Source organism: Bacillus sp. N3378-2at, assembly GCF_033412715.1.
GTDB classification, from domain to species: Bacteria; Bacillota; Bacilli; order Bacillales; family Bacillaceae; genus Bacillus; species Bacillus subtilis.
In genome coordinates this window covers 3,190,878-3,207,804 of sequence record NZ_CP117986.1, presented here as the reverse complement: position 1 = coordinate 3,207,804, position 16,927 = coordinate 3,190,878, and the positions used below count along the sequence as shown (strand labels likewise).

Annotated in this window: 21 protein-coding genes; 3 read left to right on the top strand and 18 right to left on the bottom strand. The window is 45.4% G+C overall.

The features are described 5' to 3' along the window. Positions 1-102: 102 nt before the first annotated feature. The 7 genes from PUN35_RS17155 to spoIIR all read right to left on the bottom strand — a co-directional run bounded on the left by PUN35_RS17155 (position 103) and on the right by spoIIR (position 4,809). Positions 103-645, bottom strand: coding sequence for a TIGR01440 family protein (locus tag PUN35_RS17155; RefSeq protein ID WP_003227667.1), 543 nt, complete (start codon positions 643-645; stop codon positions 103-105). Between the two features lie 12 nt (positions 646-657). Beyond that, positions 658-1,107: a ribose 5-phosphate isomerase B gene (gene rpiB, locus PUN35_RS17150; RefSeq protein ID WP_014481188.1), complete on the bottom strand. Its 450-nt coding sequence runs from the start codon at positions 1,105-1,107 to the stop codon at positions 658-660. 156 nt (positions 1,108-1,263) lie between these two features. Then, positions 1,264-1,716, bottom strand: coding sequence for a protein arginine phosphatase PrpB (gene prpB / locus PUN35_RS17145; RefSeq protein WP_014481190.1), 453 nt, complete (start codon positions 1,714-1,716; stop codon positions 1,264-1,266). A 75-nt stretch (positions 1,717-1,791) separates the two neighbouring features. Next, entirely contained in the window at positions 1,792-2,349 is a 558-nt protein-coding gene (locus tag PUN35_RS17140; RefSeq protein ID WP_014481191.1) for a manganese efflux pump MntP, read from the bottom strand. 78 nt (positions 2,350-2,427) lie between these two features. Continuing rightward, on the bottom strand, positions 2,428-3,468 hold the full coding sequence (locus PUN35_RS17135) for an L-threonylcarbamoyladenylate synthase (protein ID WP_014481192.1): 1,041 nt from the start codon (positions 3,466-3,468) through the stop codon (positions 2,428-2,430). A gap of 156 nt (positions 3,469-3,624) precedes the next feature. Beyond that, the gene (locus PUN35_RS17130; RefSeq protein WP_014481193.1) at positions 3,625-4,068 is read right to left on the bottom strand and encodes a GNAT family N-acetyltransferase; all 444 of its coding nucleotides are present in this window, start codon (positions 4,066-4,068) and stop codon (positions 3,625-3,627) included. A 66-nt stretch (positions 4,069-4,134) separates the two neighbouring features. Next, the gene (gene spoIIR, locus PUN35_RS17125) at positions 4,135-4,809 is read right to left on the bottom strand and encodes a stage II sporulation protein R (protein WP_014481194.1); all 675 of its coding nucleotides are present in this window, start codon (positions 4,807-4,809) and stop codon (positions 4,135-4,137) included. Between the two features lie 140 nt (positions 4,810-4,949). Here spoIIR and PUN35_RS17120 point away from each other — a divergent pair, with 140 nt between their 5' ends. Continuing rightward, entirely contained in the window at positions 4,950-5,312 is a 363-nt protein-coding gene (locus tag PUN35_RS17120; protein WP_014478265.1) for a UPF0715 family protein, read from the top strand. Positions 5,313-5,328: 16 nt separating this feature from the next. On the opposite strand, the gene PUN35_RS17115 is transcribed toward PUN35_RS17120, so the two are convergent. The 3 genes from PUN35_RS17115 to prfA are packed head-to-tail and all read right to left on the bottom strand — an operon-like array spanning position 5,329 to position 7,614. Beyond that, entirely contained in the window at positions 5,329-5,616 is a 288-nt protein-coding gene (locus PUN35_RS17115) for a DUF5316 family protein (RefSeq protein WP_003244050.1), read from the bottom strand. 59 nt (positions 5,617-5,675) lie between these two features. Continuing rightward, positions 5,676-6,542 (bottom strand): peptide chain release factor N(5)-glutamine methyltransferase, encoded by an 867-nt coding sequence (gene prmC / locus PUN35_RS17110; protein ID WP_003227647.1) that lies wholly within the window; start codon positions 6,540-6,542, stop codon positions 5,676-5,678. 1 nt (position 6,543) lies between these two features. Continuing rightward, a complete protein-coding gene (gene prfA, locus PUN35_RS17105) occupies positions 6,544-7,614 on the bottom strand; it encodes a peptide chain release factor 1 (protein WP_003227645.1) in 1,071 nt (356 codons plus the stop codon). Positions 7,615-7,739: 125 nt separating this feature from the next. Here prfA and PUN35_RS17100 point away from each other — a divergent pair, with 125 nt between their 5' ends. Together PUN35_RS17100 and racA are read left to right on the top strand one after the other, a co-directional pair. Then, positions 7,740-8,126 (top strand): SMU1112c/YaeR family gloxylase I-like metalloprotein, encoded by a 387-nt coding sequence (locus PUN35_RS17100; protein ID WP_003227644.1) that lies wholly within the window; start codon positions 7,740-7,742, stop codon positions 8,124-8,126. A gap of 121 nt (positions 8,127-8,247) precedes the next feature. Next, positions 8,248-8,802: a chromosome-anchoring protein RacA gene (gene racA / locus PUN35_RS17095; RefSeq protein WP_014481195.1), complete on the top strand. Its 555-nt coding sequence runs from the start codon at positions 8,248-8,250 to the stop codon at positions 8,800-8,802. Between the two features lie 32 nt (positions 8,803-8,834). On the opposite strand, the gene PUN35_RS17090 is transcribed toward racA, so the two are convergent. From PUN35_RS17090 to PUN35_RS17055, 8 genes are all read right to left on the bottom strand, one after another. Next, a complete protein-coding gene (locus tag PUN35_RS17090) occupies positions 8,835-9,794 on the bottom strand; it encodes an AEC family transporter (protein WP_003242497.1) in 960 nt (319 codons plus the stop codon). A gap of 81 nt (positions 9,795-9,875) precedes the next feature. After that, the gene (gene malS, locus PUN35_RS17085; protein WP_014481196.1) at positions 9,876-11,573 is read right to left on the bottom strand and encodes an oxaloacetate-decarboxylating malate dehydrogenase; all 1,698 of its coding nucleotides are present in this window, start codon (positions 11,571-11,573) and stop codon (positions 9,876-9,878) included. Positions 11,574-11,862: 289 nt separating this feature from the next. Further along, positions 11,863-12,450: a thymidine kinase gene (locus tag PUN35_RS17080; protein ID WP_014478269.1), complete on the bottom strand. Its 588-nt coding sequence runs from the start codon at positions 12,448-12,450 to the stop codon at positions 11,863-11,865. A gap of 88 nt (positions 12,451-12,538) precedes the next feature. Beyond that, positions 12,539-12,739, bottom strand: coding sequence for a 50S ribosomal protein L31 (gene rpmE, locus PUN35_RS17075; protein WP_003151132.1), 201 nt, complete (start codon positions 12,737-12,739; stop codon positions 12,539-12,541). Positions 12,740-12,857: 118 nt separating this feature from the next. Continuing rightward, positions 12,858-14,141 (bottom strand): transcription termination factor Rho, encoded by a 1,284-nt coding sequence (gene rho, locus PUN35_RS17070; RefSeq protein WP_003221939.1) that lies wholly within the window; start codon positions 14,139-14,141, stop codon positions 12,858-12,860. A gap of 30 nt (positions 14,142-14,171) precedes the next feature. Then, complete coding sequence (locus PUN35_RS17065) at positions 14,172-14,333, bottom strand: hypothetical protein (RefSeq protein WP_003227632.1); 162 nt, start codon at positions 14,331-14,333, stop codon at positions 14,172-14,174. Between the two features lie 214 nt (positions 14,334-14,547). Continuing rightward, the gene (gene glpX, locus PUN35_RS17060) at positions 14,548-15,513 is read right to left on the bottom strand and encodes a class II fructose-bisphosphatase (RefSeq protein ID WP_014481197.1); all 966 of its coding nucleotides are present in this window, start codon (positions 15,511-15,513) and stop codon (positions 14,548-14,550) included. A gap of 30 nt (positions 15,514-15,543) precedes the next feature. Next, positions 15,544-16,833 (bottom strand): UDP-N-acetylglucosamine 1-carboxyvinyltransferase, encoded by a 1,290-nt coding sequence (locus PUN35_RS17055; RefSeq protein ID WP_003227628.1) that lies wholly within the window; start codon positions 16,831-16,833, stop codon positions 15,544-15,546. Positions 16,834-16,927 lie beyond the last annotated feature (94 nt).

Sequence of the window (16,927 nt, the reverse complement as noted above, 5' to 3'; positions counted from 1 at the left end):
TTTTATTGGTAAAAACGAATATTAATAACTTGAATTTAATTTAAAGTTCGGAATTTATTTCACTGTCTTAAAATAAAAGAAAAGACTGGCTATACAGTCCTTTCATTCACACTCATAAACCGCCCGCACTCCGCCGATTAGTTTCGGCCGTGTACGCGCCAATGTCACATGAGCTGAACCGAGGCTGTTTTGAGAGACACGCACAGGGACAGCCACCGGCTTCAGATGCATGCCGATAAACGTATCGCCTATATCAATTCCGGCGTCAGCCTGAATGGTTTCAACAAGAACAGGAGACTTCATCTGCTTAAACGCATAAGACGCCATCGCTCCGCCCGCTTTTGGAACGGGCACGGCAGAAACGGTTGGAAGCCTGAACAGCTTGGCTGTTTCTGCTTCGACGACAAGCGCTCTGTTTAAATGCTCGCAGCATTGAAACGCCAGATGGATTCCCGTTTTTTCCCGGAGCTCAGCAAGTCCGCTGTAGATGCTTTCAGCGATATCTACACTGCCCGATGTGCCGATCCGGCTGCCGGCCACTTCGCTCGTGCTGCATCCAAGGACGAAGAGCTGATCTTGTTTCAATTCCGCTTGGTCCTGAAACTCAGACAGCATCGTCTTCCACGTTTGTTTCAACTCATTCATTAAACAGCACCCCTACAGGTTTTTCTCTTCATAATCGGAGATTTTTCCAATACGCGTTTGGTGTCTTCCCCCGGTAAACTCAGTAGTCAGCCAGGTTTTTGCGATTTCCCGAGCCAAACCAGGTCCGATCACCCGTTCACCCATCGCAAGGATGTTTGTGTCATTATGCTCCCTCGTCGCCTTCGCGCTGAAGGTATCGTGCGCCAGCGCGCAGCGAATCCCTTTTACTTTATTAGCGGAAATGCTCATGCCGATGCCTGTCCCGCAAATTAAAATGCCTCTGTCAACTTCGCCGCTAACCACTTTTTCGGCCACCGGAAAAGCATAATCCGGATAATCGACAGAGCCGCTGCCGCAGTCACAGCCCATATCAATATATTCAATTTGCAATTCGTCCATTAACTCTTTGATTTCATTTCGAATGTGAACGCCGCCATGATCCGATGCAATGGCTACTTTCATCTGCTTTTCCTCCCAGCGTGTGTGATGCGGGCCGCCCGCTTTATTGACCGCGCAGCCTGTCCGCTCTTTGATTCACACCATATGATGTGCTTTTCACTATATTCTACTCCTTCACGCAGGATTTGCAAATGACCTGTTTGCAGATTTTCTGACAACTTATCTGCGGTCTTTTTTCAGCTGTTTTGCCAGCTGCCGAAGAAGCTCTTCAAGCTCATCTCGCGTTTGTTTATAGATGTCAATTGAGCCGCCGAACGGATCGATGACATCACCATGGCTGCCTGTAACATATTCTTTTAACGTAAACACTTTATCACGATAACGTCCAAATTGGCTGGCAATGATCTGTTTGTGCTGATGGGTCATAGCCAGAACCAAATCAGCCGATTCCATCAGTTCTTCAGTTAATGGAGAAGACACATGATTAAGGGCAATGTGTTTTTCAAACAGCGCTTCGACTGCATGAGGCGTCGCTTTCCCATTAGGCGAAGCAAACACGCCTGCCGAGCGGACATTGACATTCAGCCCTTCCATTTCTGCAATTGATTTAAAAAGCGCCTCAGCCATTGGGCTGCGGCACGTATTTCCAGTACAGACAAAAATAATATCCATGTCAGTCACCCCTTATTTTTCTCTATTATATATGAAGAAAAAAGAAACGGCGACTTCGTTTCTTTTATTGGTATATTAAATTGGCAAAAGCAGCTTTAGTCCAAACACGATTAATATGATGCCCCCGAGCGCTTCGCTGTATGTGCCAAGCCATGACTGCACTTGTTTTCCGACCAGCAGGCCCAGCCATGTCAACATCATGCTAAACAGCCCGAACAGGGTAATTGTGAGGAACGGATGCGAGCCGTATATCCCCAAGCTCAAGCCGACGGAAAAGCTGTCAAGGCTGACGCCGATGGCAAACAGCAATAAGCCCGGCCCTGCCGGTGACATGAATCGTTCTTCTGACTGTTTAAAAGAGGCCATAAGCATTTGAACCCCAAGAACAAAAAGCAGCGCCCCACCGATATAAACCGCTAACACGCCGAGGAGCCCTGACAGCATGTTACCGGCCGCCATCCCTGCGAGAGGCATGATGACGTGAAAGAGGCCGATGATGAAACCAATATAGAATATCTGCTTCTTTCTAAGTTTGACCATGCCCATTCCAAGGCCTACAGAAAAAGCATCCATCCCTAAAGCAAACGCCATGATGCTTAATGTAATCAGTTCGCCTATAAACAAATCCGACATACATAAATAACCCCCTTGGACACGCCCCGCTTTTTTAGCCTATGCGTGTCCAAAAAGGGTTAGAACATCTGACTGCTTTCAGCGAATCACTCTTCCTCCGGCGGCTTTCATCAGCCTGTTCATAATGGCGAGACCGACACCTGTGTCCGGAAAGGATTCCGAGATAATCAAATCCACCTTATTCTCATCAAAGCTGCGCAAAGCATCATACAGCCCTGCCGCAACAGTCTCAAGCTGAGCCCGTCTTCCGCAGCTCTTCACATAATCAGCGGAATAAACGCCCGCGTTTTCTTCTGTCGTCAGGACACCGACCCGTCTTCCGCCCTGTTGATATTCTTGAATGAGGTGCTGAATGCGCTCTGGGCTGCCTTCGCAAATGGCAAGAGGCGCTGTCGGCGCATAATGTGTATATTTCATCCCTGGAGAAATCGGCTTCTCGTTTTGATCGCTGAGCCCTTTATCCACATGAATCGGCCCGATCACCGCTTCAATTTGTTCCTTCGTAATACCGCCAGGACGCAGGAGAACAGGGATGTCGTCCGCACATGAAAGCACGGTTGATTCAACCCCGATTCCGGTAGGGCCTCCATCCATAATACCGGCTATGCGGCCATCCAAGTCGTGTGCCACATGCTCTGCTTTTGTGGGACTTGGCTTGCCTGATAGATTGGCGCTCGGTGCTGCAATCGGCAGTCCCGATTCGCGAATCAATGCAAGGGCAAGTGGATGATCCGGCATTCTAATGGCAACCGTATCAAGACCTGCCGTTACACGAGGTGAAAGCGCACCAGGTTTGCAAGGCAGTATGAGCGTAAGTGCTCCCGGCCAAAACCGTTTCATCAATGTTTTCGCCTTTTCCGGCGCTGGGCCCGTTAAATCCTCAAGCTGGCTGATATCCGCAATGTGGACAATCAGGGGATTATCGCTCGGCCGTCCTTTCGCCTCATATATTTTTTTGACGGCATCCGTATTTTTTGCGTTTGCGCCTAGGCCATATACTGTTTCTGTCGGAAAGGCAACGACCTCATTTTCTCGGAGCAAAGCGGCTGCTTGTGCAATTTGTGGATCATTTGTGGATAACTCGTCAGTTACATCCACAAACCATCTTTTCGTTTTCATTTCTGACCAAACTCCTTATTCACAACAATAAAACGATTGTTTTACGCGTGTAATCCTTTTGAAAGTATAAAAGATGTCCTGTAATAAAACAAGCGTTATCCACAAATTGTGGACAACGCTAATAAAGAAGTGGATAAGTATGTGTATAAACTGCACTTATCCAGACGCTTTTTTCATCAAAACGGCTCCTTCTGTTTGCCGCGAATCACAGAAGTGATCAGAAGAAAACAGCTCCTCCGGTACACTCTCAGCTCTTTCAAAACCCATGGCCGTCAGAAAGTCCGCAGAGGAATGCTGATTTGCTACTAGGTACACGGTTTTGATCTGATGCTTTTCGCACAGCACCTCCATGCTTTGAAAAAGCGTGACGATATGGCCTTGGTGAAGCTTGTCCGATATGACAAGTGATCGCAGCAGCCCCTGGTCACAGCTTATTTTTTCAATACCGAGGCATCCGGCAATGTTTTTCTCACTGTCCTCCAGCATAAGAAATTGAGTGAAGCCTTCTTTCACGCCTTCATAGCTGGTTTTTGCCTGTTTTAAAAATGCCTCGAGCACATCTCCGTCTTTTTCCCTTGCCACCCGCAGTTGATAAAACATCCGTTCACCCCGTTTTTGCGTTCTTTCTTCCAATCTATGAGGCAAATCTATTTTTAGACCAGATGATTAGGAAAAAAGGTCGGAAATCCATTCGACTAAAAAGAATTTCACTTCTGTGCCGTCTTCTTTTTCTTTATTCTCTTCTTTTTTGGCTTTTTCCGCTTTAGCGGTTACGTCCTCAAGCACTTTTTCAGTCTGCTTTTTTGAGGCTTCTTTATCTTCTTGTTCTTTGACGGCTTCCCCGTTAGAAAAATCGAGAAAGCAGAGGGGCGGGAACAGCACACACCACCAGTTGGCGCCGTCTCCGTTTCCAAGCGTAATCAAAATCGCTTCATACTCACCGGCAGGATATACCATGTTGCCGTAAAGCTTTGTCGGAAACGAGATTTTGTCAAAATCAACGGATATCGACTGATTCGCTCCTTCTTTCTCCATTGTTTCCTTTGCAATTGCTTTGATTTCAGGCAGCTTTGAACGAATCACGCGACGCGCTTCTTCAATAGAAGTAATATCCTTTACCCAAGTTGTGATTTCTTTATTCACCGCGTCTCTTATATGACGTTTTAATTGCTGATCTTGATCACTATCGCTGTTTGCCAATATTCTCAAACGAATCGCCTGATCCGGTATGACCACCGGCTGATTTTCCGATTTCTGTGCCGTCTCTTCTTTTGCCAGCCCTACGAGCGCTCCAGATAATAAAAGAAAGATATATATACAAATGATTACTGTTTTTTTCATCGGTCCCCACCGTTCCTCTCCGTGCTTTGTTTCTAGTCCTATTATGGACAAGGAGAGCCGGGGGTAAACGTGCAGGGTGAAAAAAATCTAGCAAGCTGTTAATCTTATTTATGGTACGATAGTGTTTTAGGAGGTTTAAGATGAAATACAATTATACAGTGCTGTTATCAGCATTCACGATGTCCGTTCTTTATTCAGTAATTTATATTCATTCATTTATCATTGCCGCTCTCATCACAATGGCATTTTATTTTCTGTTTCCTTATTTGATCTTCGCACTGCCGCTTCAAATCATGATGAATAAAAAGCCGAAACGGTTCAGCCCTTTGTATCTGCTGTATTACCTTGCCGCTGCTTTTATTGCTAACGCGATCATTTTCGGCGTGCTTCAGCCTTCGGGACAATCTCTGTTTCAAAATACAGCCTTCTATCTTTTCGCTGTATTAACAGCTCTTATTTATTGGATATGGGACTCTGTTTTACTGCAAAAAAAGGAAGCCTAAGAGGCTTCCTTTTTTATTAAAACAAAATCGTCAGCAAATAACATAGAATGGAAGGTATCGCCGCAACAAAGAAAGCGGCCGCCATTTTCATGCGAGATGTACGGCCTTCTTTGGTTTCTGAATGGTAGTTTGCCCGCTGATCGCTTCCGCTTACAGCCAAACCCGATGTAATGATCGCGAGCCCCACTAAAACGAGAGACGCAACGCCAAAAATCGCTTCATATGAAAGAGCCTGCGGAAAAATGGTGCCAATCATGCTCTCAATCGCAATGAGCAGGATTCCTGCTGTCAGGGCCTTTTTCATGTTTACATCCCCTTTGCTGGTGTTAAACAGCTTGATCCATTCACTCGCCAGCAAGCTGCTTATTTATTTTTATGAATCAGAGCGCATATGGTTCTGTCTTTTCCATTAATATCTTTCAGCACTTCCACTTCCGCTCCCTTAAATGCCTTGAGGATCAGGTCTTTGACCGCCGCTCCCTGTTTCCAGCCGATTTCAAAAACGACAAATACTTTATCCTTCATAACAAGCGGAATGTCTTCCATAAACCGCTTATAAAATTTCAGCCCGTCTCCGCCATCGGTGAGTGCGTGCAGCGGCTCATGAAAACGGACAATTTCCGATAAATCAGCCATTTCTTCCTCTGAAATATATGGCGGGTTTGAGACAATGATATCCGCTTTTTTTCCCGCCTTAATAAAAGGCTCAAGCAGATCGCCCTGATAAAAGCGCACATTCGCTCCGAGTTTTTCTGCATTGGCAGAGGCGACTTGCAGCGCCTCTTTCGAAATATCGACCGCCGACACAGAAAAGCTTTGGTTTTCAAGCGCAAGCGTGACGGCTATTGCGCCGCTCCCTGTACCAACGTCAACAACTTCGAGCTTGCCGTCTTCAGAAAAAACACTCCGATATTTTTCAAGCAAATGAAAGACAACTTCTTCAGTTTCCGGCCGCGGGATCAGCACATCATCATTCACCATAAATTCCCGTCCATAAAAAAACTCTTTTCCTATAATGTATTGAACCGGCACGCCCTCTTTATGCATCTCAACGTGACGCTTAAAGCGATACAGTTCGTCTTCACCAATCGGTTCCTGTAAGCTTGCGAGCAGCTTGCTTCTCTCCATTCCGGTATCATAAAGCAATAGGAGCTCGGCCGCATTTTCTTCTCTTCCCGCTTCGGTTAAATAAGAAGAAGCCCATTTCAGGGCTTCGAATATCGTCTTCATCTTAACCTTCCGACTGCTGAAGCTTGCTTGCCTGATCTTCAACAATCAGCGCTTCAACCACTTCGTCAAGTTTTCCTTCAAGAATCTGATCAAGCTTTTGAATCGTCAAACCGATTCTGTGATCCGTCACACGGTTTTGCGGGAAGTTGTATGTGCGGATACGTTCAGAGCGGTCACCAGATCCGACTGCTGATTTCCGTGTTTGATCATATTCAGCCTGGGCTTCCTGCTGAAATTTATCATAGATTCTGGCACGGAGAACCTTCATTGCTTTTTCTTTGTTCTTAATTTGAGATTTTTCATCCTGGCATGATACAACAACACCTGTCGGCAAGTGAGTCAGACGAACCGCAGACATTGTTGTGTTAACGCTTTGTCCGCCCGGTCCGCTTGAAGCAAATGTATCGACACGGATATCCTTCTCATGGATGTCGACCTCTACCTCTTCTGCCTCAGGAAGACATGCCACTGTTGCAGTGGATGTATGGATGCGTCCGCCTGATTCTGTTTCCGGAACACGCTGTACGCGGTGGGCGCCGTTTTCATATTTGAGTTTAGAATACGCGCCGCTTCCTGTAATCATAAAGATGATCTCTTTGTAGCCGCCCGTTCCGGTTACATTCGCTTCCATGACCTCTGTTTTCCAGCCCTGAAGCTCAGCATAACGGGAATACATTCTGTACAGATTGCCCGCGAATAAAGCGGCTTCCTCGCCTCCCGCAGCCCCGCGGATCTCCATGATAACGTTTTTGTCGTCATTAGGATCTTTCGGGATCAGGAGCACCTTCAGCCGTTCTGACAGTGTTTCCGTTTCCTTCTGAAGTTCAGAAATCTCTTCCTTCACCATGTCGCGCATCTCAGCATCCAGCTTCTCTTCAAGCATCGCTTTTGCATCAGCCAGCTGTTCTGACGCATCTCTGTATTGTCTATATACGTCAACTGTTTCTTGTATATCAGATTGCTCTTTTGAATATTCTCTTAGCTTTTTCGGATCGTTGACTACTTCTGGATCGCTCAAAAGCTCATTTAATTTCTCGTATCGTTCTTCAATTGATTTTAAACGGTCTAACACGGTCTTCACCTCTGTTTTCCTGTGCGTAACATTCTCATTATAGTATAGTGATTAACCCCAGTCAAAAGCATTTCAATCCCAGCTGGAAAAGCTCCCTCTGCTATACTGGAATTCGAGGAGGGATGATGTTGCTGAAATCCATACATCATATTGCAATCATATGTTCAGATTACGAAAAGTCGAAAGCTTTCTACGTACATAAGCTTGGTTTTCAGGTGATTCAAGAAACGTACCGCGAAGAGCGCGGCTCCTATAAGCTTGATTTGTCGCTTAACGGCTCGTATGTCATTGAGCTGTTCTCGTTTCCCGATCCGCCCGAACGACAAACCCGGCCTGAAGCCGCAGGCCTGCGCCACCTCGCCTTTACAGTCGGCAGCTTGGATAAAGCGGTTCAAGAGCTTCATGAAAAAGGAATCGAAACAGAGCCAATCAGAACAGATCCGCTGACCGGCAAGCGTTTCACCTTCTTTTTTGATCCTGACCAGCTTCCATTAGAACTGTATGAACAATAACAGTTTTTGAAGAAAAAAAGGAGATACCCACTTTCTTTGCCGAATCTTTTCTTGTTTTGTCTAACGGGAAGGGAACCGCATTCTATGGTCGAATACCTAGCTTAAAAGGAGGTATGGGACCATGAATACAAATATGGTAGCAAGTGAACTCGGCGTCTCCGCAAAAACGGTGCAGCGGTGGGTGAAGCAGCTGAATCTTCCGGCCGAACGCAATGAGCTCGGACACTATTCGTTCACGGCAGAAGACGTGAAGGTTCTAAAATCCGTTCAAAAACAAATCTCTGAAGGCACGGCGATTCAGGATATTCATCTGCCGAAAAGCGCTAAAAAGCGCACAGGCTTCCTTGTCCAAAAAACAAGTAGCGACACAGAACGAAGAATCGAGCAGCTTGAACAAAAGCTGGACACCCTTTTACAGCAAAGGCAGGACGAAAGCGAATTGATGGCAAGGATGTCGGAACTGGAACGCCAGCTGAAACAAAAAGCCGATGAAGGTGTATCTTACCAGCTGCTTCAGCACCGCAGAGAAATCGATGATATTCTTGCAGATCTGCAATCAATGACCTCACAAATGAAAGAATTCACCGCTCAGCCGATCCCCGAGACTGCTGCTGCTTCTGAAAAAACCAAAACGAGAAAAAAACCGCTGCTGTCACTGTTCAAATTTCAAACCTAAAGCAAAAAGCTCCCGTAAAGGGAGCTTTTTTGTTACGCAGTAAGCGCGATAATGATTGGAAGTGAAATCAATGACAGAATCGCACTGACCACAAACGCAGTTGCAGTTTCTTCTTCTTGTTTCTCGAAACGAGTCGCAATCATGGCTGCAACGGCAGAACCAGGGAATGCAACAAGAAGGATTGCTTTTGTTGTTTGGTCAGCCGGAAGTCCGATAGCAAGAGCAATCAGGAACATTAACGCAGGCTGAACCGCAACTTTTAGTAACGCAATACCGATAGCCGGCATACTGAGTTTAATTTTACGAATACCAACGGTAACACCAACAGCAAAGAGAGCAACACCAGATGTTGTGCTTCCAAGCTGATCAAGCATTTTAACACCCAGCTCAGGAAGAGTGAAATTGAAAACCAGCACCAAGATCATACTGATTAACGGAGCAGCTGCAAGCGGCTCACAAAGACCATGCAGGATTGATTTTCCTGTCATCTTCCAGAAGCTGTCGCCACTCTCTTCGTTTTTCTTAGAAGACTCACCAACAGTAGCGATAATGATCGCGAGCGGATCAAGAATCGCGTTAACCACGATACCTGTGACCGCGATCGGAATCGCAACTTCATTCGCTCCGAATAAGCTTCCCAATACCGGGATACCCATAAATGCGAATGTCGGCTGTGCAGAGTTCAAAGAAAATACAGATGAGTTCGTTAAATCATACTTGAAAATAAATCTGCAAACCAAAAGAATGATGATATAGAAACCAACAATCCCAATAATTAAAGAAATCATTAAAGGTACTTGTGATAAAAATTCACTTCTGGAAGTTGTCAAAATACCAGCGATAAAGTGAGCTGGAAGTGCGTATTTCGTTACTAACGTACTTACCCCTTTTGCCGACTTGGCATCATAACTTCCAAAATGTCCTGCAAACCAACCCAGCACGATAACAAAGAAGATCGGCGCCAGGAGGATTAAGATATCTAAGATGCTCAAAATATTCTCCTCCAAATCCTATGTCCGTATACTTTAGCTTTACAAAAAGCTTTCCCTCGGACAGAAAAATTTACTCGCTAATTATTTCGCGATGACTTTTTTGTATTCAGGTGTCCACATTGCATCAAGTACCGCTTGTTTCACATCTTCAGGCTGACGATTTGCCACGCCGTCTTTAATTGCTGCTTCAGCAACGGCAATCGCAACTTGGATAGAAACCTCTTGAAGCTTATCAATGCTTGGAAGCAATCCTGCTCCAGGTGTTTCAAAATCAACCATTTCAGCAATCGCATCAGCAGTTGCAGCAAACATAGCAGGTGTAATGATACGCGCTTCAGCTACAATTGAACCAAGTCCAAGACCAGGGAACGCGAATGCGTTGTTAGATTGTCCGATTTCATAAGAAACACCGTTGTATTCTACATTGTCAAATGGGCTTCCTGTTGCAATAAGCACTTTTCCGTCAGTCCATTTGAACAGATCTTCAGGAACAGCTTCAGCAAGGTGAGTCGGGTTAGACATCGGCATGATAACCGGACGGTCTACGTGAGATGCCATTTCTTTTACAATTTCCTCTGTGAATGCACCTGAAACCCCTGAAGTACCAATCAAGATTGTTGGTTTCGCTTGACGAACAACTTCATCGAATGGAATTTGACCTTTTTCATCACGCTTCCAGTCTTTCACTTCATCCGCATTGCGAAGGTAAGGTCTTTGGAAATCAAGGATGCCTTCGATGTCTTCAGTCAGCAAGCCTCTGTAATCAAGTGTGTAGAAACGTTTGTTAGCTTCTTCTTCAGATAATCCGGCTAGCACCATTGTGTCACGGATTTGGTCAGCAATACCGATACCAGCAGAACCGGCACCGAAGATAACAACACGCTGATCTTTAATAGAAGCGCCTGTTTTCTTCATAGCGGCAAGCACACCAGCAAGTGTAATCGCGCCAGTACCTTGAATATCATCATTAAATGTCAGGATTTCATGATTGTATTTTTTCATGATGTTGCGTGCATTTTTGTTGCCAAGGTCTTCCCAGTGAAGAAGCGCTTTAGGGAAGAATTTCAATGCAGCTTTTACATAAGCGTCAATGAAAGCTTCGTAGCGTTCACCTTGAACACGTTCATGCTTGTTACCAATATATAAAGGATCGTTTAGAAGTTTTTCGTTGTTCGTACCGACATCAAGCACAACCGGGATAACACGGCTAGGGTCAATACCAGCTGCAGCAGTGTAAACAGCCAATTTACCGATTGCGATATTAATACCGCCTACACCCCAGTCACCGATACCGAGAATGCTTTCGGAGTCAGTAGCAACGATAAGATCAATATCGCCTGCTGTCGCGTGAAGGTTTTCAAACGCTTTTTCAATACCGTCAATGTTGTCGATTGACAAGTAGATTCCTTGAGGTCTTCTATATTCATGGCTGTATTCCTGAATCGCTTCACCAACTGTTGGCGTGTACACAACAGGAAGCATTTCGCGAAGATGGTTTTTCAGCAATTTATAGAAAAGAACTTCGTTACGGTTTGCAAGATCACTTAAGTAAACATTTTGACGAAGGCGGTCAGGCTGCGCTTGGAATTGCTCGTACGCGCGTTGTGCTTGTTGATCAAGAGAAAGTACAGTTGGCGGCAGAAGCCCTTCTAAGCCGAGTTCTTGTCTTTCTTCTATTGAAAAAGCAACGCCTTTATTTAAAGTAGGAATAGATAAAACTTCTTTTCCTCTAAGAGTTGTTTCTAAGTGGCCTTCTTTCGTTTTTTTTATGTTATTCAAGCAAATCTCCTTCTTTCTTGAAATAGTTAACCAAGTTAAGTAATAACCCATCTAAAATATGACCGATCATGATCTTTATGCGACTTTGTGACAATTATTCGAACAATGTCTCAAAACTATTTTCATTACGTAAGCTATTGTATGCCTGTCAAAATCAAAATTCAAGGGAAGAAAATTACTTAATTTTTTAATATACTTATTTAAATTTTTTAATTAATTATTATCAGAATATAAAAAAAACACCGGTGTTTTTAGCCGGTGCATTCTATCTTTATACCCATGTTTTGGACTATTTTTTAGATTTTCCTGGGACTTCGTGATGATGTCTGCATCTTGCTTCATATGATTCAGATGCACCAACCAAAATGACCGGATCATCGTAAGAAGCAGGTTTGCCGTCAATGAGGCGCTGTGTTCTGCTCGCCGGTGATCCGCAAACAGAACAGACGGCTTGCAGCTTTGTCACACTTTCCGCAATCGCCATGATATTCGGGACGACACCGAACGGCTCTCCCCTAAAATCCATATCAAGGCCTGCTGCTATCACACGGTAGCCTTTATCGGCAAGAGATGATAAAACCTCAACAATTTCCTGATCAAAAAACTGCACTTCATCAACCGCAATCACATCTGTACTTTCACTGATGTGATCCCAAATGTCCGCAGCAGACGAAATGGCATAGCTCGTCATCGATGTTCCATTATGGGAGACAACAGCAGCTTCGCTGTATCGGTTATCAATTACAGGCTTAAATACCCTGACTTCCTGCTTGGCATAAGTTGCTCTCTTCACTCTTCTGATCAGCTCTTCAGATTTCCCCGAGAACATGCTGCCGCAAATCAGCTCAAGCCACCCGCTTTGTTTCATTATGTACATAGGCTTCGCTCCCCTCTCTCTGCCAGCTGTGTTTTAGACAATATAAAAAACAGGCAAGACTGCTGCTTGCCTGTTGAGAAATCTATTATTACTTAAGACCGTATTTTTTGTTAAAGCGATCAACACGACCATCAGCAGAAGCGAATTTTTGACGGCCAGTGTAGAATGGGTGGCATTCAGAGCAAATCTCAACGCGTACCTCTTCTTTTACTGAGCCTGTTTCAAATTCATTTCCGCAAGCGCATTTAACTGTTGCTTTTTTGAAATTAGGATGAATTCCTGCTTTCATTGTATCCATCTCCTTCCGCCCTGAATCCCGTGTGGAAACAGAGTTATTATTTCGGAGCATTGTCCGAAACGCATATGAGAAAATTATATCAGTGATTTACTTCTTTTGCAAATACAATTTACCTTCTTGCAGATGATAGATTTGCCTGTTTCCATTCTTGATTGAGAATATCGAAAAATTCCTGGTTTGTTTTGGTTTTTTTCATTTTTCTCATGAACTTTTCTGCGAAATCAGGTGAATCAGACATCGTTTTGCGGATAGACCATAAACGATCAAGATGCTCTTTAGGCACAAGCAGTTCTTCTTTGCGCGTTCCTGAACGGCGGATATCGATGGCAGGGAAGATGCGGCGCTCGGCAAGAGAGCGGTCAAGATGGAGTTCCATGTTGCCTGTTCCCTTGAATTCTTCATAAATGACATCATCCATACGTGAACCTGTATCAACCAGAGCCGTAGCAAGGATGGTTAAGCTGCCGCCCTCTTCGATATTTCTCGCAGCCCCAAAGAAGCGTTTCGGACGGTGGAACGCCGCTGGGTCAATCCCCCCGGAAAGCGTTCTTCCACTTGGCGGAATCACTAAGTTGTAGGCGCGGGCAAGCCGTGTGATGCTGTCCATCAGGATAATGACGTCTTTTTTGTGTTCCACGAGACGCATCGCACGTTCAAGCACAAGCTCGGCCACTTTGATATGGTTTTCCGGCACTTCATCAAACGTTGAGCTGACGACATCCCCAGCTACAGAGCGCTCGATATCGGTTACTTCCTCAGGTCTTTCGTCAATTAAAAGCACGATCAGCTCTGCTTCAGGCTGGTTCGCTGTAATGCTGTTGGCAATTTCCTTCAGCAGCATCGTTTTTCCGGCTTTCGGCGGCGCAACAATCAATCCGCGCTGCCCAAATCCAACCGGCGCCATCATGTCCATAATTCTTGTAGACAAGAAGTTCGGCTTTGTTTCAAGCACCATTTGACGATCCGGATAAAGGGGCGTAAGAGCCGGGAAATGCACACGCTCTTTTGCAGATTCGGGATCATCCCCGTTTACTGCTTCAACGTGCAAAAGTCCATAGTAACGCTCATTTTCTTTTGGCGGGCGAACCTTGCCAGATACTTTGTCTCCGTTCCGCAAATCGAAACGGCGGATTTGTGAAGCTGAGATGTAAATGTCTTCTGAGCTTGGAGAGTAGTTGATCGGTCTCAGGAAGCCGAAACCTTCAGACTGGATGATCTCAAGAACGCCTTCCATAAACAGCAGATCTTCCTGTTCTGCATTCGCTTTCAGAATGGCGAAAATGAGTTCTTTTTTTGTCAGTTTGCTGTAATAGGAGATTTTATAATGTCTTGCAAGTTCATAAAGCTCTTTCAATTTCATATTTTCCAAAGAGGAAATAGATACGTCTTTCATAAAAACACCACGCTTTTCATAGTCAATATCTTACTCTGAACATGTCATCTGCTGCTTTTGCACAACATCCGCCAAAGCACATTCTTTTTTTAACATAAAGGAACTTCTATCGGTAACACTTCCACCCATGATCGGCGCTTTTGTTAAAAGGATTGTCTTAATGAGTTTTGAAGGAAGCGAGGACAAAAACATGAGAAGATCAATACTTATATCGTCTGTATGCGGTAGAAATTGAAACTTTCCTAGTGCTTAAAAGAAGGTATTACGCAGAAAAATTCGCAGCACTCTTTATTTTTACCTTATTTCAAAAAATTATTCAACTGAAATAAGGTTTTGACACGGAATTGATAGAGTTGACGCTTTTCTGCAAAAGTTAAAGCGGGCTCACACCCGCTTTTTCTGTTTGTTATGGACGGATTACAAGATTTGGTTTCTTTTTCAAGCTGTGTCTGCCATCAACGAAACGAACAGTGCCCGATTTTGCGCGGATAACTAAGCTTTCAGTTGTACCGACAGAGCCTTTGAATTGAACTCCTTTTAACAGCTCGCCGTCAGTAACCCCTGTAGCTGCAAAAATCGCGTCATCACCCTTCACAAGGTCTTCCATGCGAAGGACTTTGCTTAAATCAAGGCCCATTTTGTGACAGCGAGTGATTTCTTCTTCGCTTTGCGGAAGAAGTTTACCAATGATTTCTCCTCCGAGTGCTTTTAGCGCAACAGCGGAAAGCACACCCTCGGGAGCGCCGCCTGATCCGAACAGGATATCAACGCCCGTGTGGTCGAAAGCCGTGTTGATGGCGCCTGCGACATCGCCGTCATTGATCAATTTGATTCTGGCGCCGGCCTCACGAAGCTCGGAAATGATTTTTTCGTGTCTTTCACGGTTTAAAATTGTGGCAACGACGTCCTCAACGTCCTTGTTTTTCGCTTTTGCCACCGCTTTAAGGTTGTCAATGACAGGTGCTTCGATGTCAATGCAGCCCACCGCTTCCGGACCGACTGCGATTTTTTGCATATACATGTCAGGAGCATTCAGCAGAGTGCCGTGGTCTGCGACAGCGATCACCGTCAGCGCGTTCCAGCCGCCGCTTGCTAAGATGTTTGTGCCTTCAAGAGGGTCAACTGCGACATCAACGCGAGGGCCGTACCCGTTTCCGAGTTTTTCCCCGATATACAGCATCGGCGCTTCGTCCATTTCCCCTTCACCGATTACAACGGTCCCTTTCATCGGCACTGTATCAAAAACGTCTCTCATTGCACTTGTTGCCGCTTCATCAGCCTCATCTTTTTTTCCCCGGCCCATCCATCTTGCTGATGCCAATGCCGCAGCTTCGGTCACACGTACCAATTCCATTGATAAACTTCTTTCCATTTCAACACGATCTCCTCTCACAAGAAACCATTATGAATTTTGAAGCTGTTCTATTTCTTCGTCAGTCATTCTTTCACGCCAAATTGTCGCTCCAAGCCCCTCAAGCTTCTTCTCAAGGCTGCTGTATCCGCGGTCAATATGCTCCAGTCCCGTAATTTCCGTGACGCCATCAGCCATCAGTCCGGCTACCACCAAGCAGGCTCCGGCACGCAGATCACTCGCCTTCACTTTTGCGCCTTGAAGCTCGACAGGACCTGTGATGATGGCAGATCTGCCTTCTACTTTCATATTGGCGCCCATTCGTCTCAGCTCATCAATGTGCTTGAATCTTGCCGAGTAGATGGTGTCTGTGACGACACTCGTCCCTTTCGCCCTTGTCAGGAGCGCCGTCATCGGCTGCTGTAAATCAGTCGGAAACCCCGGGTATACGAGGGTTTTGACGTCAACCGGCTTTAAGTTCTTCTGCCCGCCGACAATGAGAAGCTGGTCGTCGCTTGTTTCGATATGATAGCCCATTTCTCTCAGCTTTGCCGTTAACGACTCTAGATGAGTGGGAATGACGTTATCGATAATGACTTCCTTGCCCATTGCAGCCCCTGCAATCATAAATGTCCCGGCCTCAATTCTGTCCGGAATGATCGTATGCTTGCAGCCGTGCAGTTCCTTCACGCCGTCGATTCGAATCACATTGGTGCCCGCACCTTTGATTTTGGCGCCCATGCTGGTAAGCAATGTCGCGACGTCAATGATCTCAGGCTCCTTGGCAGCGTTTTCGATGATCGTTTTCCCTTCTGCCAAAACAGCGGCGAGCATAATGTTAATCGTTGCCCCAACGCTAACGACATCTAAATAAATCCGTGCGCCTCTCAGCCTTTCAGCTCGCAAATAAATGGCGCCTTGTTCATTGGTTACTTCAGCTCCGAGTGCTTCAAAGCCTTTGATATGCTGATCAATCGGACGGGGCCCTAAGTGACAGCCGCCAGGCAATCCAATGACCGCCTGCTTGAAGCGGCCGAGCATCGCCCCCATTAAATAATATGACGCGCGAAGCTTTTTTACTTTCCCGTTAGGAAGCGGCATGCTGATCATCGACGTAGGGTCAACAACCATTTCCCCATTCTCAAAATGCACGTTGCCGCCGATTTCCTTTAACAGGTCACGCAGCGTTTCAATATCTGAAATCTCTGGAAGCCCTTCAATTGTCACCTCGGAATTTGCCAAAATGGTTGCAGGTATTAACGCAACAGCGCTGTTTTTAGCGCCGCTGATATGTACTGTACCGTTTAACGAGTCACCGCCGGCAATATTCAACTTTTCCATGATAGTCTCCTTCCATAAGAAGATAGCTGCGGAGCTAAATAAAATGTCATTTTATTCTGTCTCTGCAAATAAAGCTCATGTCCAAAATCTAGCC

Excerpts from the sequence above, each read along its gene's own strand:
- PUN35_RS17155 (WP_003227667.1), bottom strand. The coding sequence starts at position 645 with ATGAATGAGTTGAAACAAACGTGGAAGACGATGCTGTCTGAGTTTCAG.
- rpiB (WP_014481188.1), bottom strand. The coding sequence starts at position 1,107 with ATGAAAGTAGCCATTGCATCGGATCATGGCGGCGTTCACATTCGAAAT.
- prpB (WP_014481190.1), bottom strand. The coding sequence starts at position 1,716 with ATGGATATTATTTTTGTCTGTACTGGAAATACGTGCCGCAGCCCAATG.
- PUN35_RS17140 (WP_014481191.1), bottom strand. The coding sequence starts at position 2,349 with ATGTCGGATTTGTTTATAGGCGAACTGATTACATTAAGCATCATGGCG.
- PUN35_RS17135 (WP_014481192.1), bottom strand. The coding sequence starts at position 3,468 with ATGAAAACGAAAAGATGGTTTGTGGATGTAACTGACGAGTTATCCACA.
- PUN35_RS17130 (WP_014481193.1), bottom strand. The coding sequence starts at position 4,068 with ATGTTTTATCAACTGCGGGTGGCAAGGGAAAAAGACGGAGATGTGCTC.
- spoIIR (WP_014481194.1), bottom strand. The coding sequence starts at position 4,809 with ATGAAAAAAACAGTAATCATTTGTATATATATCTTTCTTTTATTATCT.
- PUN35_RS17120 (WP_014478265.1), top strand. The coding sequence starts at position 4,950 with ATGAAATACAATTATACAGTGCTGTTATCAGCATTCACGATGTCCGTT.
- PUN35_RS17115 (WP_003244050.1), bottom strand. The coding sequence starts at position 5,616 with ATGAAAAAGGCCCTGACAGCAGGAATCCTGCTCATTGCGATTGAGAGC.
- prmC (WP_003227647.1), bottom strand. The coding sequence starts at position 6,542 with ATGAAGACGATATTCGAAGCCCTGAAATGGGCTTCTTCTTATTTAACC.
- PUN35_RS17100 (WP_003227644.1), top strand. The coding sequence starts at position 7,740 with ATGTTGCTGAAATCCATACATCATATTGCAATCATATGTTCAGATTAC.
- racA (WP_014481195.1), top strand. The coding sequence starts at position 8,248 with ATGAATACAAATATGGTAGCAAGTGAACTCGGCGTCTCCGCAAAAACG.
- PUN35_RS17080 (WP_014478269.1), bottom strand. The coding sequence starts at position 12,450 with ATGTACATAATGAAACAAAGCGGGTGGCTTGAGCTGATTTGCGGCAGC.
- rpmE (WP_003151132.1), bottom strand. The coding sequence starts at position 12,739 with ATGAAAGCAGGAATTCATCCTAATTTCAAAAAAGCAACAGTTAAATGC.
- rho (WP_003221939.1), bottom strand. The coding sequence starts at position 14,141 with ATGAAAGACGTATCTATTTCCTCTTTGGAAAATATGAAATTGAAAGAG.
- PUN35_RS17065 (WP_003227632.1), bottom strand. The coding sequence starts at position 14,333 with ATGTTTTTGTCCTCGCTTCCTTCAAAACTCATTAAGACAATCCTTTTA.
- glpX (WP_014481197.1), bottom strand. The coding sequence starts at position 15,513 with ATGGAAAGAAGTTTATCAATGGAATTGGTACGTGTGACCGAAGCTGCG.
- PUN35_RS17055 (WP_003227628.1), bottom strand. The coding sequence starts at position 16,833 with ATGGAAAAGTTGAATATTGCCGGCGGTGACTCGTTAAACGGTACAGTA.